This window comes from Algoriphagus sp. NBT04N3 (assembly GCF_019443765.1).
Classification (GTDB): Bacteria; Bacteroidota; Bacteroidia; order Cytophagales; family Cyclobacteriaceae; genus Algoriphagus; species Algoriphagus ornithinivorans.
In genome coordinates this window covers 431635-454223 of the sequence record NZ_CP048415.1, presented here as the reverse complement: position 1 = coordinate 454223, position 22589 = coordinate 431635, and the positions used below count along the sequence as shown (strand labels likewise).

15 protein-coding genes and 1 pseudogene are annotated in these 22589 nt (G+C 41.1%); 2 read left to right on the top strand and 14 right to left on the bottom strand.

The genetic code is table 11. From position 1 onward, the window contains the following. The 10 genes and pseudogenes from GYM62_RS02050 to GYM62_RS02005 form a co-directional block, all read right to left on the bottom strand. On the bottom strand, positions 1–2121 hold the full coding sequence (locus tag GYM62_RS02050) for a hypothetical protein (protein WP_219958104.1): 2121 nt from the start codon (positions 2119–2121) through the stop codon (positions 1–3). A gap of 293 nt (positions 2122–2414) precedes the next feature. Beyond that, positions 2415–3349: pseudogene (locus tag GYM62_RS02045) on the bottom strand (transposase). 29 nt (positions 3350–3378) lie between these two features. Continuing rightward, a complete protein-coding gene (locus GYM62_RS02040) occupies positions 3379–3738 on the bottom strand; it encodes a transposase (protein WP_219957786.1) in 360 nt (119 codons plus the stop codon). Positions 3739–3765: 27 nt separating this feature from the next. Further along, positions 3766–4683 carry a hypothetical protein gene (locus GYM62_RS02035; protein WP_219958103.1) on the bottom strand — a complete coding sequence of 306 codons (918 nt, stop codon included), beginning with the start codon at positions 4681–4683 and terminating at the stop codon, positions 3766–3768. Positions 4684–5802: 1119 nt separating this feature from the next. After that, positions 5803–6438 carry an N-acetylmuramoyl-L-alanine amidase gene (locus GYM62_RS02030; RefSeq protein ID WP_219958102.1) on the bottom strand — a complete coding sequence of 212 codons (636 nt, stop codon included), beginning with the start codon at positions 6436–6438 and terminating at the stop codon, positions 5803–5805. Between the two features lie 47 nt (positions 6439–6485). Beyond that, on the bottom strand, positions 6486–6737 hold the full coding sequence (locus GYM62_RS02025) for a hypothetical protein (RefSeq protein ID WP_219958101.1): 252 nt from the start codon (positions 6735–6737) through the stop codon (positions 6486–6488). A gap of 34 nt (positions 6738–6771) precedes the next feature. Then, positions 6772–6999 carry a hypothetical protein gene (locus GYM62_RS02020; RefSeq protein ID WP_219957383.1) on the bottom strand — a complete coding sequence of 76 codons (228 nt, stop codon included), beginning with the start codon at positions 6997–6999 and terminating at the stop codon, positions 6772–6774. 31 nt (positions 7000–7030) lie between these two features. Continuing rightward, positions 7031–7276 carry a hypothetical protein gene (locus GYM62_RS02015; protein ID WP_219958100.1) on the bottom strand — a complete coding sequence of 82 codons (246 nt, stop codon included), beginning with the start codon at positions 7274–7276 and terminating at the stop codon, positions 7031–7033. A 554-nt stretch (positions 7277–7830) separates the two neighbouring features. Continuing rightward, the gene (locus GYM62_RS02010; protein WP_219957385.1) at positions 7831–8271 is read right to left on the bottom strand and encodes a DUF5675 family protein; all 441 of its coding nucleotides are present in this window, start codon (positions 8269–8271) and stop codon (positions 7831–7833) included. 37 nt (positions 8272–8308) lie between these two features. After that, positions 8309–9055 carry a hypothetical protein gene (locus GYM62_RS02005; RefSeq protein WP_219958099.1) on the bottom strand — a complete coding sequence of 249 codons (747 nt, stop codon included), beginning with the start codon at positions 9053–9055 and terminating at the stop codon, positions 8309–8311. 558 nt (positions 9056–9613) lie between these two features. Here GYM62_RS02005 and GYM62_RS02000 point away from each other — a divergent pair. Beyond that, a complete protein-coding gene (locus tag GYM62_RS02000; RefSeq protein WP_219958098.1) occupies positions 9614–12217 on the top strand; it encodes a lantibiotic dehydratase in 2604 nt (867 codons plus the stop codon). Between the two features lie 2772 nt (positions 12218–14989). Further along, the gene (locus GYM62_RS01995) at positions 14990–15277 is read left to right on the top strand and encodes a DUF6520 family protein (protein WP_219958097.1); all 288 of its coding nucleotides are present in this window, start codon (positions 14990–14992) and stop codon (positions 15275–15277) included. A gap of 42 nt (positions 15278–15319) precedes the next feature. On the opposite strand, the gene GYM62_RS01990 is transcribed toward GYM62_RS01995, so the two are convergent. The 4 genes from GYM62_RS01990 to GYM62_RS01975 form a co-directional block, all read right to left on the bottom strand. After that, on the bottom strand, positions 15320–16678 hold the full coding sequence (locus tag GYM62_RS01990) for a RagB/SusD family nutrient uptake outer membrane protein (protein ID WP_219958096.1): 1359 nt from the start codon (positions 16676–16678) through the stop codon (positions 15320–15322). Positions 16679–17034: 356 nt separating this feature from the next. Then, positions 17035–18348, bottom strand: a complete 1314-nt coding sequence (locus GYM62_RS01985; protein ID WP_219958095.1) for a TonB-dependent receptor — start codon at positions 18346–18348, stop codon at positions 17035–17037. After that, positions 18314–20239, bottom strand: coding sequence for a carboxypeptidase-like regulatory domain-containing protein (locus GYM62_RS01980; RefSeq protein ID WP_219958094.1), 1926 nt, complete (start codon positions 20237–20239; stop codon positions 18314–18316). The genes GYM62_RS01985 and GYM62_RS01980 overlap by 35 nt, the downstream gene beginning before the upstream one ends. After that, a complete protein-coding gene (locus GYM62_RS01975) occupies positions 20236–21927 on the bottom strand; it encodes a thioredoxin-like domain-containing protein (protein WP_219958093.1) in 1692 nt (563 codons plus the stop codon). The genes GYM62_RS01980 and GYM62_RS01975 overlap by 4 nt, the downstream gene beginning before the upstream one ends. Positions 21928–22589 lie beyond the last annotated feature (662 nt).

The window sequence follows — 22589 nt, the reverse complement described above, 5'->3', positions numbered from 1 at the left end:
TTAAAATGATATAGGTGCCTTATATTGATAAAAATATTGTTTTAATCTTTCTCCATTCTGATTTAGAATCATACTTAATCTTCTTTGTCCATTATAAAAATAATTGACAGGAATCATAGAATTGGGATTTTCATAACTAAGACCAATAAATGGAAAATATCCATACGTGGTAATCGAAGATTCAATAGGAAGGATTCTTAATTCATCTATCAAAACACCATCCCCTTCTATTTGAACACTTGAACTAGAAGACAATCTATATTGATAAATAATCCACTTTTCGCCAATATCACTATTGCTTATTCCAGAATCAGAAATTATTGATCCATTCTTTTTCACAACCAAGTTAGGAATCGCATTACCATCCTTTTTAACTGCAAATGTTAAAACATAGGTCCTAGATTGATTTAAATTATTTTTTGTTAACGGGTTCCCCGATAATCTGTGTACAATACTACCAGTAAAGGGAGTTATTCGAATGGGACGGGATAAAACAGTATAATTCCAACCTCCTTGATTATTTGTTTCGAAACTAGTATATGCGAAGTCAGAATTTGTGCCAGTAAAATTTCTGATATATGCAGTAGGTTTTAAATCTGAATAATCATAGAATATTTTAGTTTGGATCCCATTATCTTTTATTAATTCTGGATAATTCTTAGAATTAAAATTCAATACCTCATTTGTCAACTTAAAGCCTTGGCTCAATTCTGGTTGATTTAAATTTAAAGTATAATTACTGACAGGTTGAGCAAGGTCTAACCTATACGCCTTATTATGTAAAAGTCTACCATTTAAACTAATCAAAGGGAAATATCCACCATTAATAGTATATTCTACTCCATTATAAACTTTTTTATCAATAAATAGCAGTGGATTTTTATAAGTAAAAAAAGCACTTTGAGAGTTAATTTCATCAGAGTAAAAATAATATCTAATCATTGTATTGGAAGGATTATTAATATCCTTATAAACAGACTTAGTAATTTGATTATTTAAAGAATCAATCGAAAAATAAATATTCGATTCTCTTGTGAGTCCATTTTTATATAACTTACTTGTCTCTTTATACTTCGACAATAACGCTGATAAATAACCGTATTTAAATAAATTATATTCCGCGGGTTTAAATAACCATTGCTGACCTGGTTGAACTTCAGCTCTTTCCCTATTCAATTTCATTCCAAATGAATAAAATGAGCTCGGGCCAGCATTTGCTTGAAAGGAATTAGTATTTGTAATAAAAGTTTTATAATGAAACGTCTTTTCTTCGATCTTCTCAAAAGATGATCCTTCCTTTTTGAATATCTCCGTTTTTATTGGCAAACCATGTGTCCAATCATAGTTTATACTGGAAAGTGATGGTGCAGTATTGATAATAACATCATTTATTTGAGAAAAATGATAAACTATTTTCCCTTGAGAACCATCATTTATTATTTCTTCAACCCTCTTATAAGTTATGTTATATGTTCTTCCCATAAATGAAGAAAGTTGATCATCACTACTGACTACATAAAATTTACAATCTAATCTATACGGACCTGTGTCATTGTCATGTTGCCATTGAGATTGTTCATCTATGAAGTTGACACTAGACTGCAAATTGTCAATAAAGCCTGATGAGATAGATTCATTTTCTTGAACATATTTGTAATCAGTAAATTTTACTAGAGAGTTTAAATCAGAATAAGAACTTATTCTTTTGATTCTAACTCCTGGTCCTTGCTGATTTGAATTACCAAAGAAGACCCAATTCGGTTCATATTCAAACCTGTTGTATCCACCAGTTGGGAAAGTGATTATTTCCAATAAACCAGCGTTTATCCTAGAAGGATTAGGAGATCTATCAGCACCGTTAGGATTATGATTTGCATTATAAGGTGTCAAAGTTGAAACAGAAGAGTAAATATGATATCCGTAAAAATCTTGGTCAAAAGAAAGTCGGGAAGCAAGATTTCCAAAATAAGAAAAAGAATAATTATGGTCAGAATCAAAAATTACTTGATCCAACTTTAGCCTTTTTTCCCAAGCTACATTATGATAAAGACCTGTTGATCCAGACCCAAAATGATAAGAAGTGACTAATTCTACTTTTTTTAATGGAAGAGCTTCACCCATATTGAATACTTCAATAAACTGAAGAGCTTTTGATCCAGGTAAATCTTCTCGAGTACCATCAGATGTTGCCTCAGTTTTATATTTAAATAAAATCTGCTCGTTTTCTGAAGTTTCTATTCTGATTAATCTTTTTCCGGTAACTGTACTTTCTTGAATACAATGAACATCTGGAAGATTGGAATCAGCGACACAGCCTCCACCAAATAGCCAAGAATACTTTTGCTCTGTTCTGTTTACTGCGTAAGTATAAGACTCATTTTGGATCAGTCTGAATATCTGGGGAGGCTAAAATTTTATCCATAGATATTGGAAAGTCTGAAGAGGAAGAATTCGACATTTGACACACCTCTGAACTGTGCTCTGAACGCTTTGATTTTTGCATTGAATGATTCAGCCGATGCGTTTGTGCTTCTGTTTTCAAAGAAGTTGAGAATGGTTTCGTAGTGATTTTGGATGGTTCTGGATACGGTGTTGAAGGATTTGAATCCTGCCTGCTCCACTTCGTTGTACCATTGAGCTAGTTTGGTGAAGGCTACTCCCTTGATTTTGCTGGTCTGATAGATTCTGGCCAGAGACCTGGACAGTTTATAAGCTTTTTCTAAATCAGGATAGCGATGGAAAAGTATTTCTGCCCGGTGTGCCTGTGAGGGCGTCCAGGAATCCTCTGCCTTAAAAAGCAAATATCTACTCCTTGCCAAAAGCTGTTTTTCAGTATCTCCGTTTTCGAGCTTGTTAGGAATAAATGGCTTGCCACACTCTTTGCTCAGTTCCATTTCTTTGTTTTCCTGCTCGATGGCCTCCCATCTGTGGGCAATTCTCATTTCCTGTACGGCTTCATGAACAAGTTGCTGGACATGGAAGCGGTCGGTAACCAACAGTGCTTTAGGAAAACTCCTGCGGACAATTCGTTCCATGCTGGCAGCCATGTCCAGGGTAACTTCCTTGACTTTCTTTCGTTTGCCCTCAGGTAATTTTCTCAGCACATCAATTACCCGCTCACTGTCAGTCCCCTTAATCATAGCAACCAACGCTCCCTTTTTGCCTTTGGCGGCTTTATTGGTCAGTACGGTATAGAGCTCTCCTGAGAAAGGGATGTTTCATCAATGCTGAGGTGGGTGCCCAGATTTTCCGGAAAGAGAATCCAATCCTTGGCATGGAATTTCTGAGACCAAGTCTGAAAGTCACTGAGATGAAAAACATACTGATGTTCAAGGACCTTTCCATTCACATGGAAGTTTTCAGCAAGACTCTTACAACTTACAGGGGACGAGTCCAGTCGTTCCTTTTTAAAAAAAGCGCGAATTCCTGTGTCATTCGCGTGCCGTTAGCTACCAAATTCCAGTCCCTGCTTACATTCTTTCCCGTCTCTTCATTCAACCACTTTCTCCGCTTTATTTTCAGGAAACAAGCTTTACCCCTCAGGGGGAAATCCTGTACGGTAACTTCCTCAAAAAAACCTTTGGAAACCAGCTTTACTCCCTGAAGATGTTCAGGATGAATGTTGAGCTCTTCCAAATAAATATGATAAGCATTGTCCTTAAAGGCTGCCGAGGTAACCTTGAAAAATTCCAAAAGCCCCTGAGGCAAAAGTAAACTGAGGTAATCCTTTTCTTCCAATTGTTTTTTTTAACAAAGAAACTCGATTCACTCAAATCCCCCAAGTTTTAGGACTGATCCCTCATTTTCATAAAAGAAATTTATAATCCCTCCCTCCTTAGACTCAATTTTTGATAAGTAATAGGAGTCATTATATATACCAGCATTTACACAACCCTCTGTGGCCATATATAATGAATTCGGACATCCTGGTGGAATGTATGTTGTCTCTTCTACATCAAAAGTGAATTTAGTTCCTTCCTTGTCAAAAATAACAAATGAAGAACCATTATTTTGAATCGAAAGCCCCTTGTAAGGAACTTCTCTATAAGATCCCTGATAAATAGGAACCATAACACCTGAATAGATTCCGAAATTATAATTTATAACATCAGGTTCAGTATCATAACAGTTATTCAATGCATCATGTGCCCACATATAATCGGTATCATTTCTGCTAGCAGGAAAGGATGAGGGGTTTGTATTTGGATTAAATGAAGTATAGTTTGTTGGTAGATAAATAAAATCTCCTCCGATTTTATTTGCTGTCGTTGCCAGCACGCCAGATGCATTTAAAGCCCAGCCAAGTCCGACATTTGAAGAAACTTGATTTACCTTTATTCCACCACCGTGGTAGTTCAAACTAATTGAATGTTCATACCCATTTACATTTATTGTATGAATCGGAATTGTCACATTTGCAATTCCAGTTGAATGGTTGACAGGAATTTCCCCAAATTGCCCAAGTGAGGCCATTTGAGGAGAAGGTGGCGATTTCATTTTCCTGAATGGCTCTACTGGACTGAAAGGAATATGAGCATAGTTTTGTGTTGATATTTGATCTTTTTCATTTTTCGTGGAATCCTTCTTTGTTTGACCGTTTCCATTATTTCCGTTTGAATTCCCTTGAGCAACAGCCTCCAATCCTATTGCTAAAAATAAAATAGTAAAAATTAAGTTTTTCATAGTTTAATTGACTTTTCCCAAATAAAAGCATCAATAAGTCGAAAAAAAATACCCTGTACAGGGTATTTTTTTTTTAATATTTTTTATTTAACAAAATATTCTTCTGATTTAAAATACATTTATTAGTATTTAAAAATGATTTTTTTATTTATTCAAATTAAAATAGTCATATTTATACTTATTTTTTTTATAATTAATAGTAATAGTGGTTAATTTTGACTAAAAAATTACATTAAATACTTATTTTAACAAATCTTGACGGCTTATTGCAAAATAAAATTTGGAATACTGAAAAATCGATGTCGAAAAAAAATTGAATATTTATTAAAAAAATTGATTTTTTAAGAGATATGTAAAGAATATTCAAGAAAGTATTTTAATTCTTAGGCTTTAAGGGATAAGAATTAAATACCATACCATTTAACAATCCAAATTGGATAACAAACTATTACCCTGATTCGGCAACTTTAAACTCCTCACCAGAAACTTGCCCCTCTCTATTATCTCGCTCCTTCAGAGCTAAACCAATTAGTCGATCCAATTTCAATTTGCTAAATAATCCCGCTCCTTCGGAGCTTTGAGATGATATCAAAAGTCAAACTTTAAATTCTCCACCTTAAACTTTAAATTATTTTTCACCGCAGAGCTGCAGAGAACGCTCAAAATTCCACAAAGAAAGATTTTAAAAACCACAAAGAAATCATAGATCACATAGTTTGAATCAAAAGAGTCCTTTCAATGGACTTACACCCTAATAACAACTATCTACTAACGCCCATCCCTACTTCACCCCGTTCACGCTTTGCAGGAGCCAAAACCGCTGTGTATTCGAGTGATAGTTTGAGACTGCTTCGCTCCGCAAGCTTCGCTCGCAGAGACGATTTCAAATTCACACTCTATGAAAGACAAAAACCGCTGCGCCGCCGCGCTACCGCGAGAAAATTAAACTTCTTTTATCACGCTCCTTTGGAGCTGCAAAAAACGCTTGATATAATTCCTGGTTCCTAAATAATCCCGCTCCTTCGGAGCTAGGGAATCAAACTGAAACCCTGTAAATTTTAAATTTCTCACTTTGAACTTTAAACTGCTATCACTGCAAGAGATCACTAAATATCAACTTTAAACCTCATTCCCCTTCTTCATGATCCATTGATACTCTAAGATCGCATCAAAGGAGGGGCATTCTTTGATTCGTTCCCAAGGTTCTATGATCCCATTGCCGTTTTTGTCTGGCGAAAAGTCCCGATGGCCTAAAATCTTGATTGCCGAGATATCCTGAAACTGTTTGGCCCATTCTAAGGATTGAAAAATACAGGTTAGAATACCCGCTTGTTGTTGCTCTGTACGTGTATCCATAGCCAAATGGACATTATCTGGATGCACTCCACCCACATAACAAATATGAATGGCGTGCTGATTGTACCCCCTGACTCCATTACTGATTTGGTCTAATGGTAGCAATTGATGAATTAATCCATCCACTTCAATCAAAAAATGATAGCCCGGAACTTTCCATTTTAGTGTCTCTTTCCAAAATCTTTCGATTCCCTCTCTGCCTGCATATCCCGCAGAACAATGAATTACAAGGTGTTTGATATATCGGATTTTTGAGATCATTGTGATTGTGTATTTGTGTAATTGAGTAATTGAGGAACTGAGTAATTGAATGATATGGCTTCTCGTCTCTCGCATCTCGCCTCTAGTCTCTAGCTTCTCGTCTCTAGCTTCTCGCATCTCGCTTCTCAACCCTCTCATCTGTTATTTCAAAAAAAGCCGGGCAGGAAACCCGCCCAGCTTGATGATCAATAAGTCAGTGATGCATCCCCATCTTCCGGCTGATTTTCATCCACCGTCAGTTGAGTGATGGTCACCAGGATGGTTCCGGCTGTCACAGCATGCCCTGCCCATAGCAGTAAAGCGGCAGGAACAGAACCTGGAGCTGTCAAAACCGCCGTGCCTACAGCGGCTATTACCAACCCAATTCTTTTCAGTTTTTTAAAGAAGGGTGGTGTGGGGGCCAAAGCCCTCTGCTTGATTTCTGATAGTATTCCCATGTGATTAGTATTTGTATTGTTTAATGATCTGTGCTTAAGAAAGTCGAGCTTTCCGCATCAGCTGCTTTTTGAGCAAAAGCAACACCTCGGAGATCCTGTCAATCTCAGCTCTCAGGCTTTCTTGCCTGGCTTTGATTTCCAGAAAATCCTCTTGCAGTTTTCTAAAGTCCTGAAACAGAAACTTGAGAAAATAAGCGATCACCGATAAGAGGATAGAAATGATCGCCCCGGTCAGGGTTAGGAGTAAGAAGGTATCTGACATGCCTGATAGGAATAGGGTATGGCCTTGGATTCTATCTGCAATTGGAGGATCTCTCCTCTTCCCCAATATTCTCCCAGCTCATCCAATAATTTTGGAAGGCAAGTTTGGTGAACAATGGAGTGCCATCAGCTCGGTAACAGCTTACCGGACAGAGTTCAAAAGTCCCCGGCAACTGATCAGCCGCCTTGGATAAAATCAAGCCTTTATCCCCTACCCGAATTTGCCAGCCGCTTGCTTCACTGTGAATGGGTTCCAATTCATAGACCCCTTCCTCCATGCAGGAAAACTTGGATCCAAAGCAATTCTTAGGCGCTTCCCTGATAAAGCATAGCTGTCGCTGACCCAGGAAAAGCCTCCCCAGGCTACCCCGGGGAGTGTACCTTCGCTTCAGCAGCAGTCTCATCACAGCGAGACATTTATTTTTGAAGCCCCTTTGAAACTGGATTCCCTAGGTGAACAAAGAGCCTTTGGTCTAGTCCAAAAGAGAATCATATACTTATTATCATTACCTATATGGATTATTTGAGCCATTAATAAGTTATTTATGATAAACAAAGACTTACCATCTCAATTTCAGTCAGTATGAATGAACCTTAGGTGGAATATTCTGTGACTATTCATTCACTTTGATGTGTTTGCCTGAAGCCCAAGTAACTATTGAGTTATAGGACTAAATGACAAAAATTCCATCTTGTTTATTAAATGACCAGTTTGAGATTGTAGGGTACAGTATTCATACTCATCAACTTTCTACTCTTTCTCAGTAAGTAGGAATTAAAGTGATGATGGAAAGGAGGAGTATGCAAACTCCTCCCAATTTTACCCAAGTAATCAGTCCATCCAAGCAATTTCACAACAGGCCAGATTCAGGGCCTTTTCCGGTGAGCTTCTTATTTCCAGTCGAAGACTATCCCGAAACCAATTGACTTGTGCAAAAGCTCTCATTAGATTACCGAAAGCTTTTGTGGAAGATGTTCCAGTGCCTTCAGACCTAATCTTATGGACTGGTAGAATTATTTGGGGAAATTCAATCCCAATCAAACCCTGAGGACAAAGGACACCTACAAAGTCTCCTTTTTGATGTTTCTTCAAGGAAAGAAAGGGCATCTGGTCTTCCTTCAAAATCAGGTAAGAACCTTCCGGAAGACAGGATTCTTTTGGGTTTCCTGAGATTCTTGGTTTTTCCAGCGTATGGCAGATTAGTTTATCATTGACGAATAAACTACCATGGGTACTGGTTGGCCAATATTCTCTTTCCAGAATGATTTTCATCAGACTCTAATTTTTCATGCAAGTCAAAGGAAACAAATCAGGATACTACCAAAATTGTAGCTGGATTCTGGGTCAAATCATAGAGATCATATTTTGATCCGTTTTCCAATACCTGTAAGTATTCCAATGCCATTGCAAAGAAATGATGAGTATCAGGAATTGAAGGTTTTGGAAGGGTTAATACCAACTCTTCCTGTTCATTCATGGAAATAGGAATTTCACCTGAATTCACAGATTCTTCAGAGTAGGTTCCATCCACAAAGTTGATACTGGCCCGAATCAGGGAGATTCTGTAATGAGTTGTATTAACCACAGAACGGAGATAGGTAGCCGGCACCATTGCTTGAATAGTTACAGTAACCGAGTCAGGTTCATCCGAAATTTGTGGCTGTTTGAACAGAGTATTTTCAATTGTTGATTGATTGGAAAACTGGAAGCCTTTCATCAGCTGGATATTTCCCAACTCAAATCTTCTTTCCCCCCTGTTACTCAAGGTATCTGAATAGATCACTTTGGTAGCAATGGAATAGAGCCTATTGTGCAAGGACCCATCACTGGATTTGAGAGCAATGCCTCGAAATGCATCTTTTAAGAATTTAGCAGCATTGGCTGCTCTTGCAAATTCCTGGAGATTTTCACGGGTTCTTCTGAACTTGGGATCTTTCAAGATCCGATCCTTAGAAACACCGCCTTTTTGGCGGGCTTTAAAACCGGTCCTCCCTTTATAAAAGGTTATATCACCGATGGTCCCTTCGAGTTTTAGAAAACTTGATTGTCTTGCCATAGCATATTTGTTTTAGTGTGAAACATGCCCAAAACTGGACGCAAGTATCTGAAAATCAAATTGAAAGTGGATTCTAGAGAATCTATATAAGGAGTGGATCTAGTGGAATTTAAGGAAATAAAATACTCTGTGGACTTGACAGTAATTCAAGCATGAATTGTGAGTCAGCTTTGCTGTAACTCTCCTGTAGCTTTGCTATTACTTTGAGGCAAGACTGCTGGGAGTAGGTGTTAGGCATTAGTATAATTAATATGGGAGTGTTGGAGTTTTAGGGAATGAGGCTAGTTAGAAGGGTAGCTATCAAACAAAACACAGGATTGGATATCATGCGTGAATAGTAAGGTCAAAAGGTAAAATGAGATAATTAAAAGGTTTTCAAGGCCGTCTCAGATTTCCTCAAGCAATCAAATGGATGAGCACAATTGAATTTTCTCAAGGGAATTCTGACTTTTTGAACTTGCGCCATAGGGATATAAAAGCTGTTTGTCTTGGTTGAAATGGTGTCTGTTGAAATATTTTGAACAGCAAGAATCCCTGTATTAGAATGGAGTTTAAAAAATGAGATTTTTATTCAGAGCTCCGATTTTTGATTTGGACCCAAGATCCATAGAAGAAATAAGTGCCCATTGGCCTCAGGTATTAAAAGCCATCAAAAATTCTTCGGAAAGTTTTTACCAAGAAATTAAGTCAGTTTCATTTCCGGAGTTGTCCGAAAGGAAACAACGAAAAGTCATTAAGTATCTGCTGAGAGGTAGGTTCAGGTCTACTCCTTTTGGCTATTGGGCAGGTGTAGGGGTTGGTGAATTTGGAGATGATAAAAAAAATGAGTTGGATCTGAGCGAAGTACTCGTTTTGAACAAGATTGATTTCACTTCCAATTCGACGGAAAAACATGAACACTATTATGTAGGACTTGAGGGATTCAAAAATTTTGGAAGAAATCACTATTTAAGTTATTTGAACCGCGAAGAGCGGTGGGCTTTCGTGAGTATTCCTTCCAATCCTCTTACTCAGAAGCTAGAGAAAATTCTTTCCCAGGACAATGAAATCTCCTACTCAAAATTTGAGGATTGGTACTCCCAATGGCCAGAACAAGAAATTGAAGAACTTTGGACTCAACTTTTGGAAATGGGTATCATTCAAAAATCCTTTCAAAGGAGAGAAATGGGAGTAGTTCCCAGGCAAAAAATTGATCTTGTTTTCAAAGAAAAAATAGCTTTGGGAAAAGATAGTTTTCAATGGGTTCAAGATTTTTGGGCAACTGCGGGGAATTTATTTACTGAGACAAAAAGCAGCTATATTCAATCATTTCATTATTGGTTTCAGGAGCATTTTGACGACAGGTTTGTACCCTTACCCATTTTATTGAATTATCCGGACTTTGTGTATGGTAATTTTTTGAATCAAGGTTTATTAAACAGTGAGGCGGACCCCTCAGGATATTTGAATTTTGCCGGTTTGGACTTTCAAAATCCTATTGATTTAAAAAGCAGATTAACAAACAAACCTGTTTCAGATGCAATTTACGATCTCAACTTCCTAATTAGAAAATGTAATCGAGGCAGGCTTTTGGTTAAAAACCTAGTTTGTAACAAGCCATTCAGCTATTTTGGGAGGTTCAATCGCTATGGCCCAATATTGAATTGTCAAAAGGAAATAAGAGACACTGTTTTCCGGAATCAAGACATTATTTACGCAGAACTAAAAATTGTGGAATCCGGCAATGTCCAAGGAATCTGTCAGACAGCCCCATTATTCCAATATTACATCAGTCCAATGAGGGAATCTGACCCCGGGGCAATTTCACTTTGTGATTTAGAACTGGGAATTAGGGAGGGTAACATCTTGATTTATCAACTAAGCACCGGTAAAAGAGTTGTTCCTGTAGTCACCCACCCTTTAAATGGGAGAGAAATCTCCCATCCTTTAATCAAGTTGATCTGGGAACTAAATCAAGGACAGTCCTATAGGTTAGGGATCTATGAATTTCAATCCAAGTCTTTTATTCCACACAGTCCTCAATTTCAATGGGGTAATCTGATTTTACAGTGCAGAAAATGGAAAATTTACGCAGAATGGTTTTCAGTCAGAAAAGATCTTGAACAGTGGCTCATCAGAAACCAAATTCCATGTCCGATAAAAATCGGAATTTTTGACAGAGAGTTACTTATCAATTGGGAGAAAAACGAAGAGTTACAGATTTTTTGGGAAGAGCTGAGAAAAAAGAATAAACTCACTCTTTCAGATCCTATTTGGCTGGAAGATAACAGTTATATTTCAAAGGAATCTGCCCGTACTATCTACCCTGAATTTGCCATTAATTTCAGCAGAGAAAAAAAGGAATGGAGCTGGGAGGGTTTTATCAATTCTATTTCATCCGAGGATAAAGAGTCCTTGTATTTTTTAATCAAAATTCATGAAGAGGATTTATGGGATTTCTTGATTTATTATTTCTCCAGGGAATTGATCGAGTATGTTTCAGTACAGAAAATCGTTTGGTACTTTTTAGTCTATCCTGAGTCTGGCTGCATTCAGGTCAGAATTCGGTTTTTAAGGGTCAATTCCCAGCAGAAAAAAGAATTATTCTGGTTGGGTTATGGGAAAGTCAGGAATTCCTTTTATTCCATTGAGTTGAGACCATATTATCCCGAAATCAAAAAATACGGGGCTGAAACTTATAAAATATCTGAAGAGCTCTTCCATTTAGAATCCCAATTATTGATTGAAGCGATTAAATTTTACCGGGATGAAGAGCTTCGAAATCGTTTTTTTCAAGCAATCAGCTTGAAATTATGGAGCAAATTGATTCAAAAGACATTTTCCAAGGAAGGAGCATTTAGATTTCTACAATTAAAAGTCAAGTCTATTCCCTATGAGCAAAAAAAAGATTTACTCCAAAATTCCATAGATTTGGATTTTATGGGTTCCTTTCTGGAATTAGGATGGGAGAAAAACTATGAATCCCTTTTCCTAAACCTGCTAAATCTAAAGAAAGAAGAGGAAGAGAGGTTCAGGGTTGTAGGGAATCACATTCATATGATGGCTAATAGGTTTTTTGGAGAAGGGCGTCAATCTATGGAGTTCCGGATATACATTGAATTGCATAAGTTGATCAGAAAGGAATTATTTAAAAGAGTCAAAGGGACAAAGGGAAGATCATGACCTCCCCCAGCCCGTCCTGGAGGAGGGGAGTGAACCAGAACCTGTAAACTAATTTTAGGGCGAGTCAAGCTGAGAAAATCCCCCTTATCCCCTTTTAAGGGGGAATTGATCCTTCTCAGATTTAAGGCATTGAGATCAGAAATTTAATCTCTTCAAAGTCTGAAAGGCTTAAGCTCTTCAATTGCCATGCCAGAGGCGCACAGGCCGGAGTAAGGAGGCGGAGGAATGGAGCTTTCAATTCAGCATTTAAATCGGCCGTCCCTATGGGACTTCGTCAACAATTCAACACCTTATCTGAATTCCAGAGATTGAAATCTCTGGCTTGGAAATATTTCGTCGCTATGCGACTTATAACTCCTTCGAACTGAAACCTATTTCAAAGCTCCGTAGGAGCGTAAAATGTCATAGCCCCGCCACGGCAGGCGTGGGTTTTAACCCCTGGATTCCAAAATGAACCACCCTTCCCCAGCGCTGGCGCAGAATTTCAAATTAGAAACGAAATCACCGTGCCATCAAGACGACGACTAAATCCAAATTGGATCAATTATTCTCTTTGTTCTTTTTTAGGCAAAAAAGAACCAAAAAGCCTTGTCGTGGCAAAGCTTCCCCCCTTATGCCAGCCCACGCCCCGCTGCCACGACCTCCCCCAGCCCCTCCTGGAGGAGGGGAGCAGGACAAGGGCTTGTAAATTAATTTTAGGGCGAGTCAAGCTGAGAAAATCCCCCTTGCCTCCTTTAAAAGGGGAATTGATCCTTCTCAGATTTAAGGCATTGAGATCAGAAATTTAATCTCTTCAAAGTCTGAAAGGCTTAAGCTCTTCAATTGCCATGCCAGAGGCGCACAGGCCCGAGTAAGGAGGCGGAGGAACGGAGCTTTCAATTCAGCATTTACATCGGCCGTCCCTATGGGACTTCGTCAACAATTCAACACCTTATCTGAATTCCAGAGATTGAAATCTCTGGCTTGGAAATATTTCGTCGCTATGCGACTTATAACTCCTTCGAACTGAAACCTATTTCAAAGCTCCTTTGGAGCGTAAAATGTCATAGCCCCGCCTGAGGACAGGCAGGGGTTTTAACCCCTGGTACGAAAAAACGCAACCCTCCCCCAGCGCTGGCCCTTTTACCCTGTTTGAAAGCGAAATCTCAATGCCAGCAAGAAAGGAAGAGAAATACATTAGAAATAAAAGAAATACGCCTGCGGCGAAATATTCCTAAACTTGAGGTTATCGATAAGATATTTTTTAAGATAAGAGAAGATATGCCTTCGGCGAGATATTTATCCCGTAGGGATTTCAGCTCGGTGGCAAAAAAATGACCACAAACTCTTCACCATGCCGTAGGTATGGCACTACATAGAAATACGGTAGAAATAAATAGAAATACGCCTGCGGCGAAATAATCAAAATATACCTAAAAGATAATTTTTAAGATATGCCTTCGGCGAGATAAACTATCAATCGAACTCGGATCAAAAGCTCCGAAGGAGCGGAGATTTTTTAGCCAGGGGTTTTAACCCCTGGATTCCAAAATGAACCACCCTTCCCCAGCGCTGGCGCAGAATTTCAAATTAGAAACGAAATCACCGTGCCAGCAAGACATTCGAGAAATAAAATGGAAACAGATAGAAATACGCCTGCGGCGAAATATTTCTAAACTCGAGGTTATCGATAAGATATTTTTTAAGATAAGAGAAGATATGCCTTCGGCGATATTTATATGGAAATACTGTGGAACTACATTGAAAAATGCCTGCGGCGAAATAATCAAAATATACCTAAAAGATAATTTTTAAGATATGCCTTTAGCAAGATAAACTATCAATCGAACTCGGATCAAAAGCTCCAAAGGAGCGTAATTTCTTAGCCCTGGGTGCAACCCAGGGTATAAATGCGGACGAAAATCCCCCCAGCGCTGGCCCTTAATCTCCAATTGGAAACAAAATCTCAATGCCAGCAAGACGGCGACGAAATCCAAATTGGATCAATTATTCTCTTTGTTCTTTTTTAGGCAAAAAAGAACCAAAAAGCCTTGTCGTGGCAAAGCTTCCCCCCTTATGCCAGCCCACGCCCCGCTGCCACGACCTCCCACCGCGCCCTTACGAATATTGGTATTGCATTATTCCTAAAAAATATCCGCATTGTGGGTTTCGACCTCCCCCAGCCCCTCCTCTAGGAGGGGAGCAGGTTCTGACCTACCATTAAGCAAAGGAATAAATGGGAACTTTTGGATGATCCAAATTTTTGTTGTGAAAGAAAGCAGATCCTAATCCTCGGAGGATTTTCTACTACTCCAGCTAAAATTTTTTGTTAAAAACGCGCCAAATGGCACATTTTGGCCCAACTATTTTTCAAATGCGCCAAATGGCTTAGGTGATTTTCAATTTTCTTTTTTAAGTTTCTTTTCCAATCACAATCAGATTGACTAAGCAGGGAGAACTCAAGGGCCTGATGCAGAGACTGATAGATTGACCCGGTTTACTTGGGTGTTCTGTTCATGAAACCTTCGAGGTTTGGAAAACCTCAAAGGTTAGAGGAAAAAGAGGGCCAGCTGTGGAAACTGGCCCGGCAGCCTGAAAACCTGCAAGTAAGGCTGCAAAAAGTGAGACAAATATAGTTAAAATACGGAAGTTCATTTCTCTCGATGGTTTGGGTGAGAGACAAGCCAATACCGATGAACCTCCTCCAGGGAGATGCCGAAAACCCTTGTCAGAGTAGGCAAACAACCAAAACGGTTTGTCCCTTTTTGATGCGTTAAAAAAGGGTCCAGAACAATGAATAAACTTTCAAAACTGCTTCCAGCACTGGCTTTGGTGCTGGGGGCAACTTTGGCCATGGCGATGAATTTCGCCCATAATCCGGAAGTTCGCTATGCAGAAGATCCAGCACCAGGTACCGAGATCTGGTATGATCTTACTGACATCACTCCTGGTCCCAATACCTATGAGTGTAATCAGTCCGTTCAACAAACCTGTTCATTTGAGGAACCTATGGTTACTTCTTCTCAGGTAGAACAAGGTGAGTTTATCAAAAACGGATCGCTTCCGTTAGCTCACCCTTAAAATTCAGGGAGGAACTTTCCGGTGGAGAGTTCCTCCCTCCTTTTATCTGGAATTTTGTTGCATAGGATTCAAGTTAATCTCTGCGGGAGGAATCAAAAAGGCATATCGGGGATCATTGGGAGGCAAAGTCTCTTTTCTTTGGTTAAATTTCCGTTCCAAAGTCACCCTGAGATCGGGATAAAGATTGAATCTTTTTAAGTCCAACCAACGGTTACCTCTAAAAACCAGCTCCTTTCTCCTTTCCTCGATTATTTTTTTGAGCAAATTGCTTTCCGACACATCGGCGATAGGTTCAAAATCATTATCAAAACGATGTTCCAACAAATAATTCAACTGTGAGAGGGCCTCAGACTGCTTTCCAATTCTAACCGCGCTCTCTGCCAAATTCAGGACCACCTCATCTACTGCGATTCCACCAAAATGATAGAAATCCCCGGTATAGTTTCCTTTAAAATTAAACAGTCCCGAACCGGAAGACTGGCTAAAGAATAAAGTTTTTCTTAAATCCCCATCTTCATAAAGTTTGATCAGATCTGGATTCACATAACTACCCCCGTTGGTCGTATGGCGGGCGGTAAGATGTTTTTGATAAAAAATTACTTCCTTATTAAAGATTTCAAAAGAGTAAGGAAGAGAAGAACCTAAGTTCTTGAAATCCATCAGTGAATTATCAATGGTTAAAGCCGCTTTGGAATAGGTATAGGCATTTTCATAATCCAGCATACTCAAATAGACTCTTCCCAGAAATGCATTATTGGCCCAAAGTGAGGGACGGGTAGGAATTTCAGCCTTAGCCGGTAAATAGGCTAAGCCATATTCCAAATCCCTAATGATCTGTTCAAAACATTCCCTCATGGTGGATCTTCCTTTTTTCACATTGATGTCAGAAGTCAAGCGGATGGGAATCCCCTGCTGTTCATTCTGGCTGGGGTCAAAAGGAGGAGCAAAATGCATCAATACCTCATAATGCCCCAAGGCCCGAAAGAATCTCGCAGCAGCTCCCAGTTCCTGAATCCGCTTTCGTTCAACTTCATTGGAAGGCTGATACTTTTCAAGCCCTTCCAGTACCAGATTGGCATAGAGTACCTTTCGGTAGGAAAAGGCAAATCCCGGCTCCCATTCATCTGGAAGAAAGGGTTCAGGTTCCCAGAAATAATGGGCTGATTGACTAAAACTCAGAAGATTTAATAAACCTTCGCTAAAGTAGATATCATCGGAGCTGAACAGTCCATTAATATGGTAGGTATTGAGCCCTCTTTGCTCGGCATCCAACATTTGTTGAAAATCATCCAGGCTCTCAGGAATCACTTGATTTCGGTTGGGTTTGCTGTCCAAAAATTCCGCACAGGATTGAATCCCCAAGATCAGGAATCCAACGAATAAAAGGTGTAATTTTTTCATCTGTTTATAATTTTTTTTTAGAGATCAGATGGAATGCCCTACCCCGATTTATCGGGGCATCCCTTTCCCGATCCGCCGCGGCGGACGGCACAAGTTGTGTGAGATTTTTCCTCATGGGCATTTCTCCTGTTTATATTTTTTTTTCAGTGGTCAGATGGAATCCCTGCCAGCAGGTCGCACAGTTTCCCCGATACATAGGGGCAACCAAGTATGTGTCGTTCTTGTCGTGCTCGATTTCATGAGTAAATATGTATTATGACCAAGTTTGAGAAAAAGCCCGGGGGTGGCTAAACCATAAACCGGGGAGATGAAAGAGAAAAGCTTTATCTATTTCCCTTTTACCCCAGGGCATGCTATCAGAAGGAGGCCCTCAGCCCCACAGCAATAGATCTTAAATTTTGAACTGTTTGAAAATCAGGATCCGGAAGAACTTTGCTGGCTTTCCAAAGTATTCCGAGATTATTGATATAGAGATAAGTTTCCAGACCATTCAAGCCCAATAAAGAGGATTTTTGTGCATTCCAGGAATAAGCCAACCGGATATCCTGAAAGCGGATATGATCTCCCTTTTCCACCAAAGCCCCACTGCTGAGATAAAATCCGTTCATCAAAGGATTGACTGTTCCCGGGTCTGCAGGAACATCTGTGGTACGCTCGTCTCCCGGCTGCTTCCATCTTCTCTCATAATCCGCGTGACCAAAGCCTCCCCGGTTAATGTCCACGTAATCCACTCCTGCTCTTTTGACAAAGTAGCCCAAACGGTAGGTAATATTGGCCGATAGACTGAATCCTTTATAGCCCAGGGTATTTCTGAAAGAACCAAAATGAGTTGGCCTGCCAGCCCCGTGAAATTGGATATTTTCAGGGGTTGCTTCGGCATAAATAGCCGCATACTCCCGACTTGGCTCTCCGTCTAAAATTCCCAGGGGAGCTCCGTCATTGGGGTCCAAACCCGCAAATTCAAAACTGTAAATTGAAAACAATGGTCTTCCTACGGCTGGAGTAGGCAATGCGGGTGTATAATTGATCAGCTGATTGGCAGTCGGTAAATTTTCCACCTCAATCACCTGATCTTTTAAAATGCTGTGAAAGAAATTGGTTTCCCATTGAAAGGCCCCCTTACTGTTGACTGTATTCAAAACCAGATCCCAGCCTTTGGTCAGGGTTGAAGCATAATTGAGAGTAGCCGAAGTAAACCCCGAGGAAATAAAAATGGGGATATTTCCCAAAAGGTCCAGTCCCTTTTTCTGGTAGTATTCTACCGATCCCGAAACCCTCGAAGCAAGGAATTCAAAATCCAATCCTGCATTGATAATTTTGATCCGCTCCCATCGAAGCTCAGGGTTGGGTGGTGTTTCCACTCCCAAAAATGGCAGGCGTGTAATCAGGTTTTGGGCGGCCACAAACCTCCTGGCAGTAGAAACTGCCGTCGCATTGGGATTGGTATTTCCGTTAAAACCATAACTGAGTCGAAGTTTGGCAAAATCCACCCATTGGCTTGACGCCATAAAATTTTCTTCCGATAGGATCCAACCCATCCCTGCTGACCAAAGCGGAACCGACTTCTGATTGGTATTTACACCAAAAAGATTGGATGCATCCCTTCGAAAACTGCCATTGATCAAATATTTATCCTTATAGGAATACCCCAGGTTGGCAAAACCTGACACAAAACGGTTGACCCTTCCTCCGAATTCCTCTGTAAATGGAATATTTCTGGGAAAGGCTGGAGCCCTGGTTGACAAAACGTGTGAGGTAATCAACCGGAAGCGAGGAACCATTTTCTGCGATATATCCATAAGAGGTATTGCCATACAATTCAGACTGAAAATCCTTCAGTTCTCCTCCTCCAAATACGTTCAGACGGTGATTCGTCCAGTTTTTTTGGTAATTGACCTGGGTCCGGAGGGTATGACTATAGGAATCCGAAATCCGCTGATCCAGGGTTCCGCCCAGCGGGATAGGCAATTCCAATTCCCCATTTCCCACCGGCTGGGCAAAAGAATTGATCAAATGGCGGGCTGCATAGGAATCGGGGGAGTTATGGGTCGTGTTTTGATTCCTATTAGTCCAATATTGGTAATTGGTTGACCATTCCAGTCCTTTTGTTAGTTGATAATTTGCCGTAGCAAAGAGTCGGAGGTCTTGGGATCTGTTGACAGTGCTACTTTTTCCTATCTCTTCCATGGGGACATAGGCCCAGGACAAGGGAAGTATGTCTTTGACAGAATTTTTAAAACGAATGCTGTAATCTCTGTAAACTTCCTGTGGATTACCTTCACCGTCAAGCAGTCTTTCATATGGGAAGAGCCCTGCAACCTGAGGCATGCCATTATAGGAATCGCTTTGTACCCAATAGGCCCCGGTCTGAATCCTAAATTTATCTTTGGCCAGTTTCCAGCTTTGCTGGGTAGAAAGGGTCAATCTTGAAAAATCGGAGGCTATTTCCGAACTCAGGTTTTTGTCATAACCTATACTCACCTGATAATTGTGATTAGTTCCTCCCCCACTCACATTGAGTGCATGCTGTTGCTGGCTGGCAGGACGGGTCAGGTATTGGTCGATGTCTTTTCTGATATCCGCATTGCGGAACTGCTCAAGGGCGGCATCTCGCTCCTGGGCTGAAATCTGTCCCTGCTCAAAGGCGTAGAGGGTTTCGGCAAGTGGAGGAATTACGGGATTTCTTCGGTTTCTGATCAGACTGCCAAAAGCTCCGTTTTCATACAACTCGGATTGTTTGTCGATCAGGGAATTGATGGACATTTTAGGATCGTAGAAGGGATCGGCTCGCTGGAAGGTAGTCAGGTTGGAAGTGAAATTGACCTGTATGGGCTTATTGAACGAACCCTTTTTGGTGGTTATCACAATCACCCCATTCCCTGCTCTAGCTCCCCAAATCGAAGCAGCTGCTGCATCCTTCAAAACGGTAATACTGGCTACATCATTTGGATTGATACTGGAAAGGGGTCCGTCATAGGCCAGATTATCGACCACTATCAGGGGCTCAGCCGAAGATATCAAGGTAGCCGTTCCCCGAATGGAAATACTTTCTCCCGATTCCCGGCCACTTATATCTCTATTAAAGATCAAACCGGGAGTCAGGTCTTCCAATCGGTCGATCAGGTTGGTCGAGACTCTCCGGTCCACCAGATCCTGATTTAATCCCACAAAGGAACCGGTAGATCGGGAAAGCGGGAGCTCCTGAAAGCCCGTGGAAACCACCGTGACTTCCTGCAGGTTTAAGTCCAAACTTTCCAGCAGGATATTCAAAGTTGTTTGGTTTTCCCCAAGGAGAATTTCCCGGCTCTGATAGCCAATGTAGCTGACCAAGAGGATGGCTTCCCCATTAGGAATAGGGAGCGTAAATTTCCCCTCATCATCCGATACGGTCCCGACCGTAGTTCCTTTTAGAATCAGATTGACTCCCGGTAAAGGGGATAGATCCTTGGCATCCAGGGTGTTTCCCCGGATTTCTCGTCCTTTTTCCTGGGCCATGGTCCTGCCAAAAATCAGGAACAAAGCCACCAGGAGAGTCAGTGTGTGAGTAAGGCTAGATTTCATAAACTGGTATTGGTTTTAGTGGATAATTCATCGTTAAATTTTTTCCGGAATTCCTGAAGGAGTTCCTTCTGCGTTTCCCCCAAGGGTTTGATGTCAAAGGAGAGAATCCTTGAATCTCTGTCCAGCAACATTACCCGGGGAAAGGAGGTAATTTCATAGAGCTCCTTCCATCGTTCTTTGGAAAGTCCCCTGAGATTGAAATTGGGGATGGAAGGATCCGAGTACTTGAAGATCCGTTCTTTCCACAGATCGGAATCCTCATCTACTGATATGGCTATCAGTTTGATCCCCTCAGCCTCTAGCTCCTGATAGAGTGGGAACAGATAGTTTTTAAAGTAGCTGGCACTGTGTGCGCAGGTGCTGAAATAGAAATAGACCAGGGTCGGCTGATTAGGCAGATCGGAAACGTTTAGGGTATCCCCCGACATACTGATGAGATGGGCGTCCTCGATGGGTTCGCCGGGGATGGTTGCCCGTTTGAGGTTTTCGATCCGGTCCTTCCATGGACTGGATTCGGTTTTTGAGAGGTAGTTGAGGAGGATCTCTTCCTGTCCGGTATGGGAGGCGAGGTAATTGGACAGGTAAGCTGCCTGCAGGCGGTCTGCCAGTTCCCCGGAATGGTTTTCCTGTACCAGCTCGAGAAAGGATCTGTTTTTCCAAAGGGCATTCAGTATCAATCTTTCCAGTTCCAAATCCAGAAAAGCGGCAGAAATCAGCTTGGATTGGGAATCAAATTCCAGATTCCCCACCCGGGTCAGCAGATCAGTCAAGCGCTGTCTATAGTGTTCTCTGTCCTTCGCACTGAATTTATTCTCCACATAGGGATAGTGGAATTTTCGGAAGGTGGACAGGATACTGTAGTAGAAGTTGCCATAAACTTCGGCACGGAGGAGGTCCCAGTTCTTAGGGCTCAGTTTGGGCTGATAGAAGTCCAGTATTTCTAGTTTGGGTTTCAGGATGTCCTCAGCTTGGTCGGCTTGAGCAATCAGGTAATGGAGGCTTTCTTTACCGGGTTTAAGGATCAGGAGTTCGGCTCCGAATTTCCCTCTGAAATAGTCGATCTTCTCCTGGCTTCCGGGCCGAGTAAGCAAAGTGCTGGTTTCCGGGATGATGAGTTGTCTGGGGGAATCAAATTCCCTCCGTTGGTCCAGGCGTTTCAGGGCAAATTGGGCTTCATAGAAGTCTTGGTTTTTGCCTGCAAAGATTATGGCATTTCTACTGAGGTCCAGCTTCAGTTTGATACTATCACCAGGCAAGACCAGATAGTCTTCCAGGAGCGGGCGGTTGCCCAAGAAAAGGGAAAGGTACCCAGGTCGGTCGGAAAGTGAAATCCGCGTGTCAAACTTTCTTGTTCTCGGGTTGACAACACCATCATAGAATTCGCCATTCATTGGATCCAGCAGAAGTTCCTCTTGGAGGAAGGTCGTTCTTGGAGAAATGTAGTATGGCGTAATTTTCAGGGACAATGGACCCAGCGAGTCTGGATTGATGATTTCCCCATAGATGAGGGTGGTGTTTTCCTCCCCCTTTTGGGCGGGAGTGCTGTACTCCTCCCGCCCTGATTGGAGGGAACTGGCATCAACAAGACCATTTCCCGTGGGTGAATCGGCAACTTTCCGCTGACTCAAAAGATTTCCTCCATATAGGAGCGTATAGCCTAAGAAGAAGGTGTATAGAAGTTTGTTCATTGTTTTGGATTTTAGATGACCGATGAGGGATGCTGGAAGACGGGAGACGAAGCCCAGAGACGTCACTGCGAGGAGCCCCATAGGGCGACGCGGCAGTCTCCTTGATGAAATGACAGCTCCCATCTATGAGATTGCTTCGTCGGCTTTGAGATCCTTGATCAGACAAGGTTTTCGTTTGCCTCCTCGCAATGACGTGGACAGACCTCTCCCATCCTGAGTCCAGATCATCATCCGGGTCAGTCGGTCTTGATTAGAAATTGATTCAATGCGATAAGCAAAAATCCTCTGCAGCGGAAGGCTTATCTTTCAGTCGACAGTCAAAAGTCGACAGTCAACAGTGTCGTCACTCCCTGATCATCGGTGGTAGTCCCCTTGGGTAATACAAGCCCCTTGGGAAGCAATCAAGGAGAAAAAATAGGTTCAGGTAGGGTTTTTAATCAGGTTTTTAAAGAGTTGCTTTGGGTAGGACCTAGGCCACAATTCCAAAGCAGGTAGGACTTGAGTTTTCATAGATTTAAGCTTGAAGAAGGGAGACCGAAGGCGGAAGAATATTCCAAATAAGGCTCAATAATCCACTTAATACTTACTCCCTACTCAAAGATGGTAGGATAGCGACTTGATACAAAAAAGAAATCAACGATTTCCACCATGCCAGGTAAATG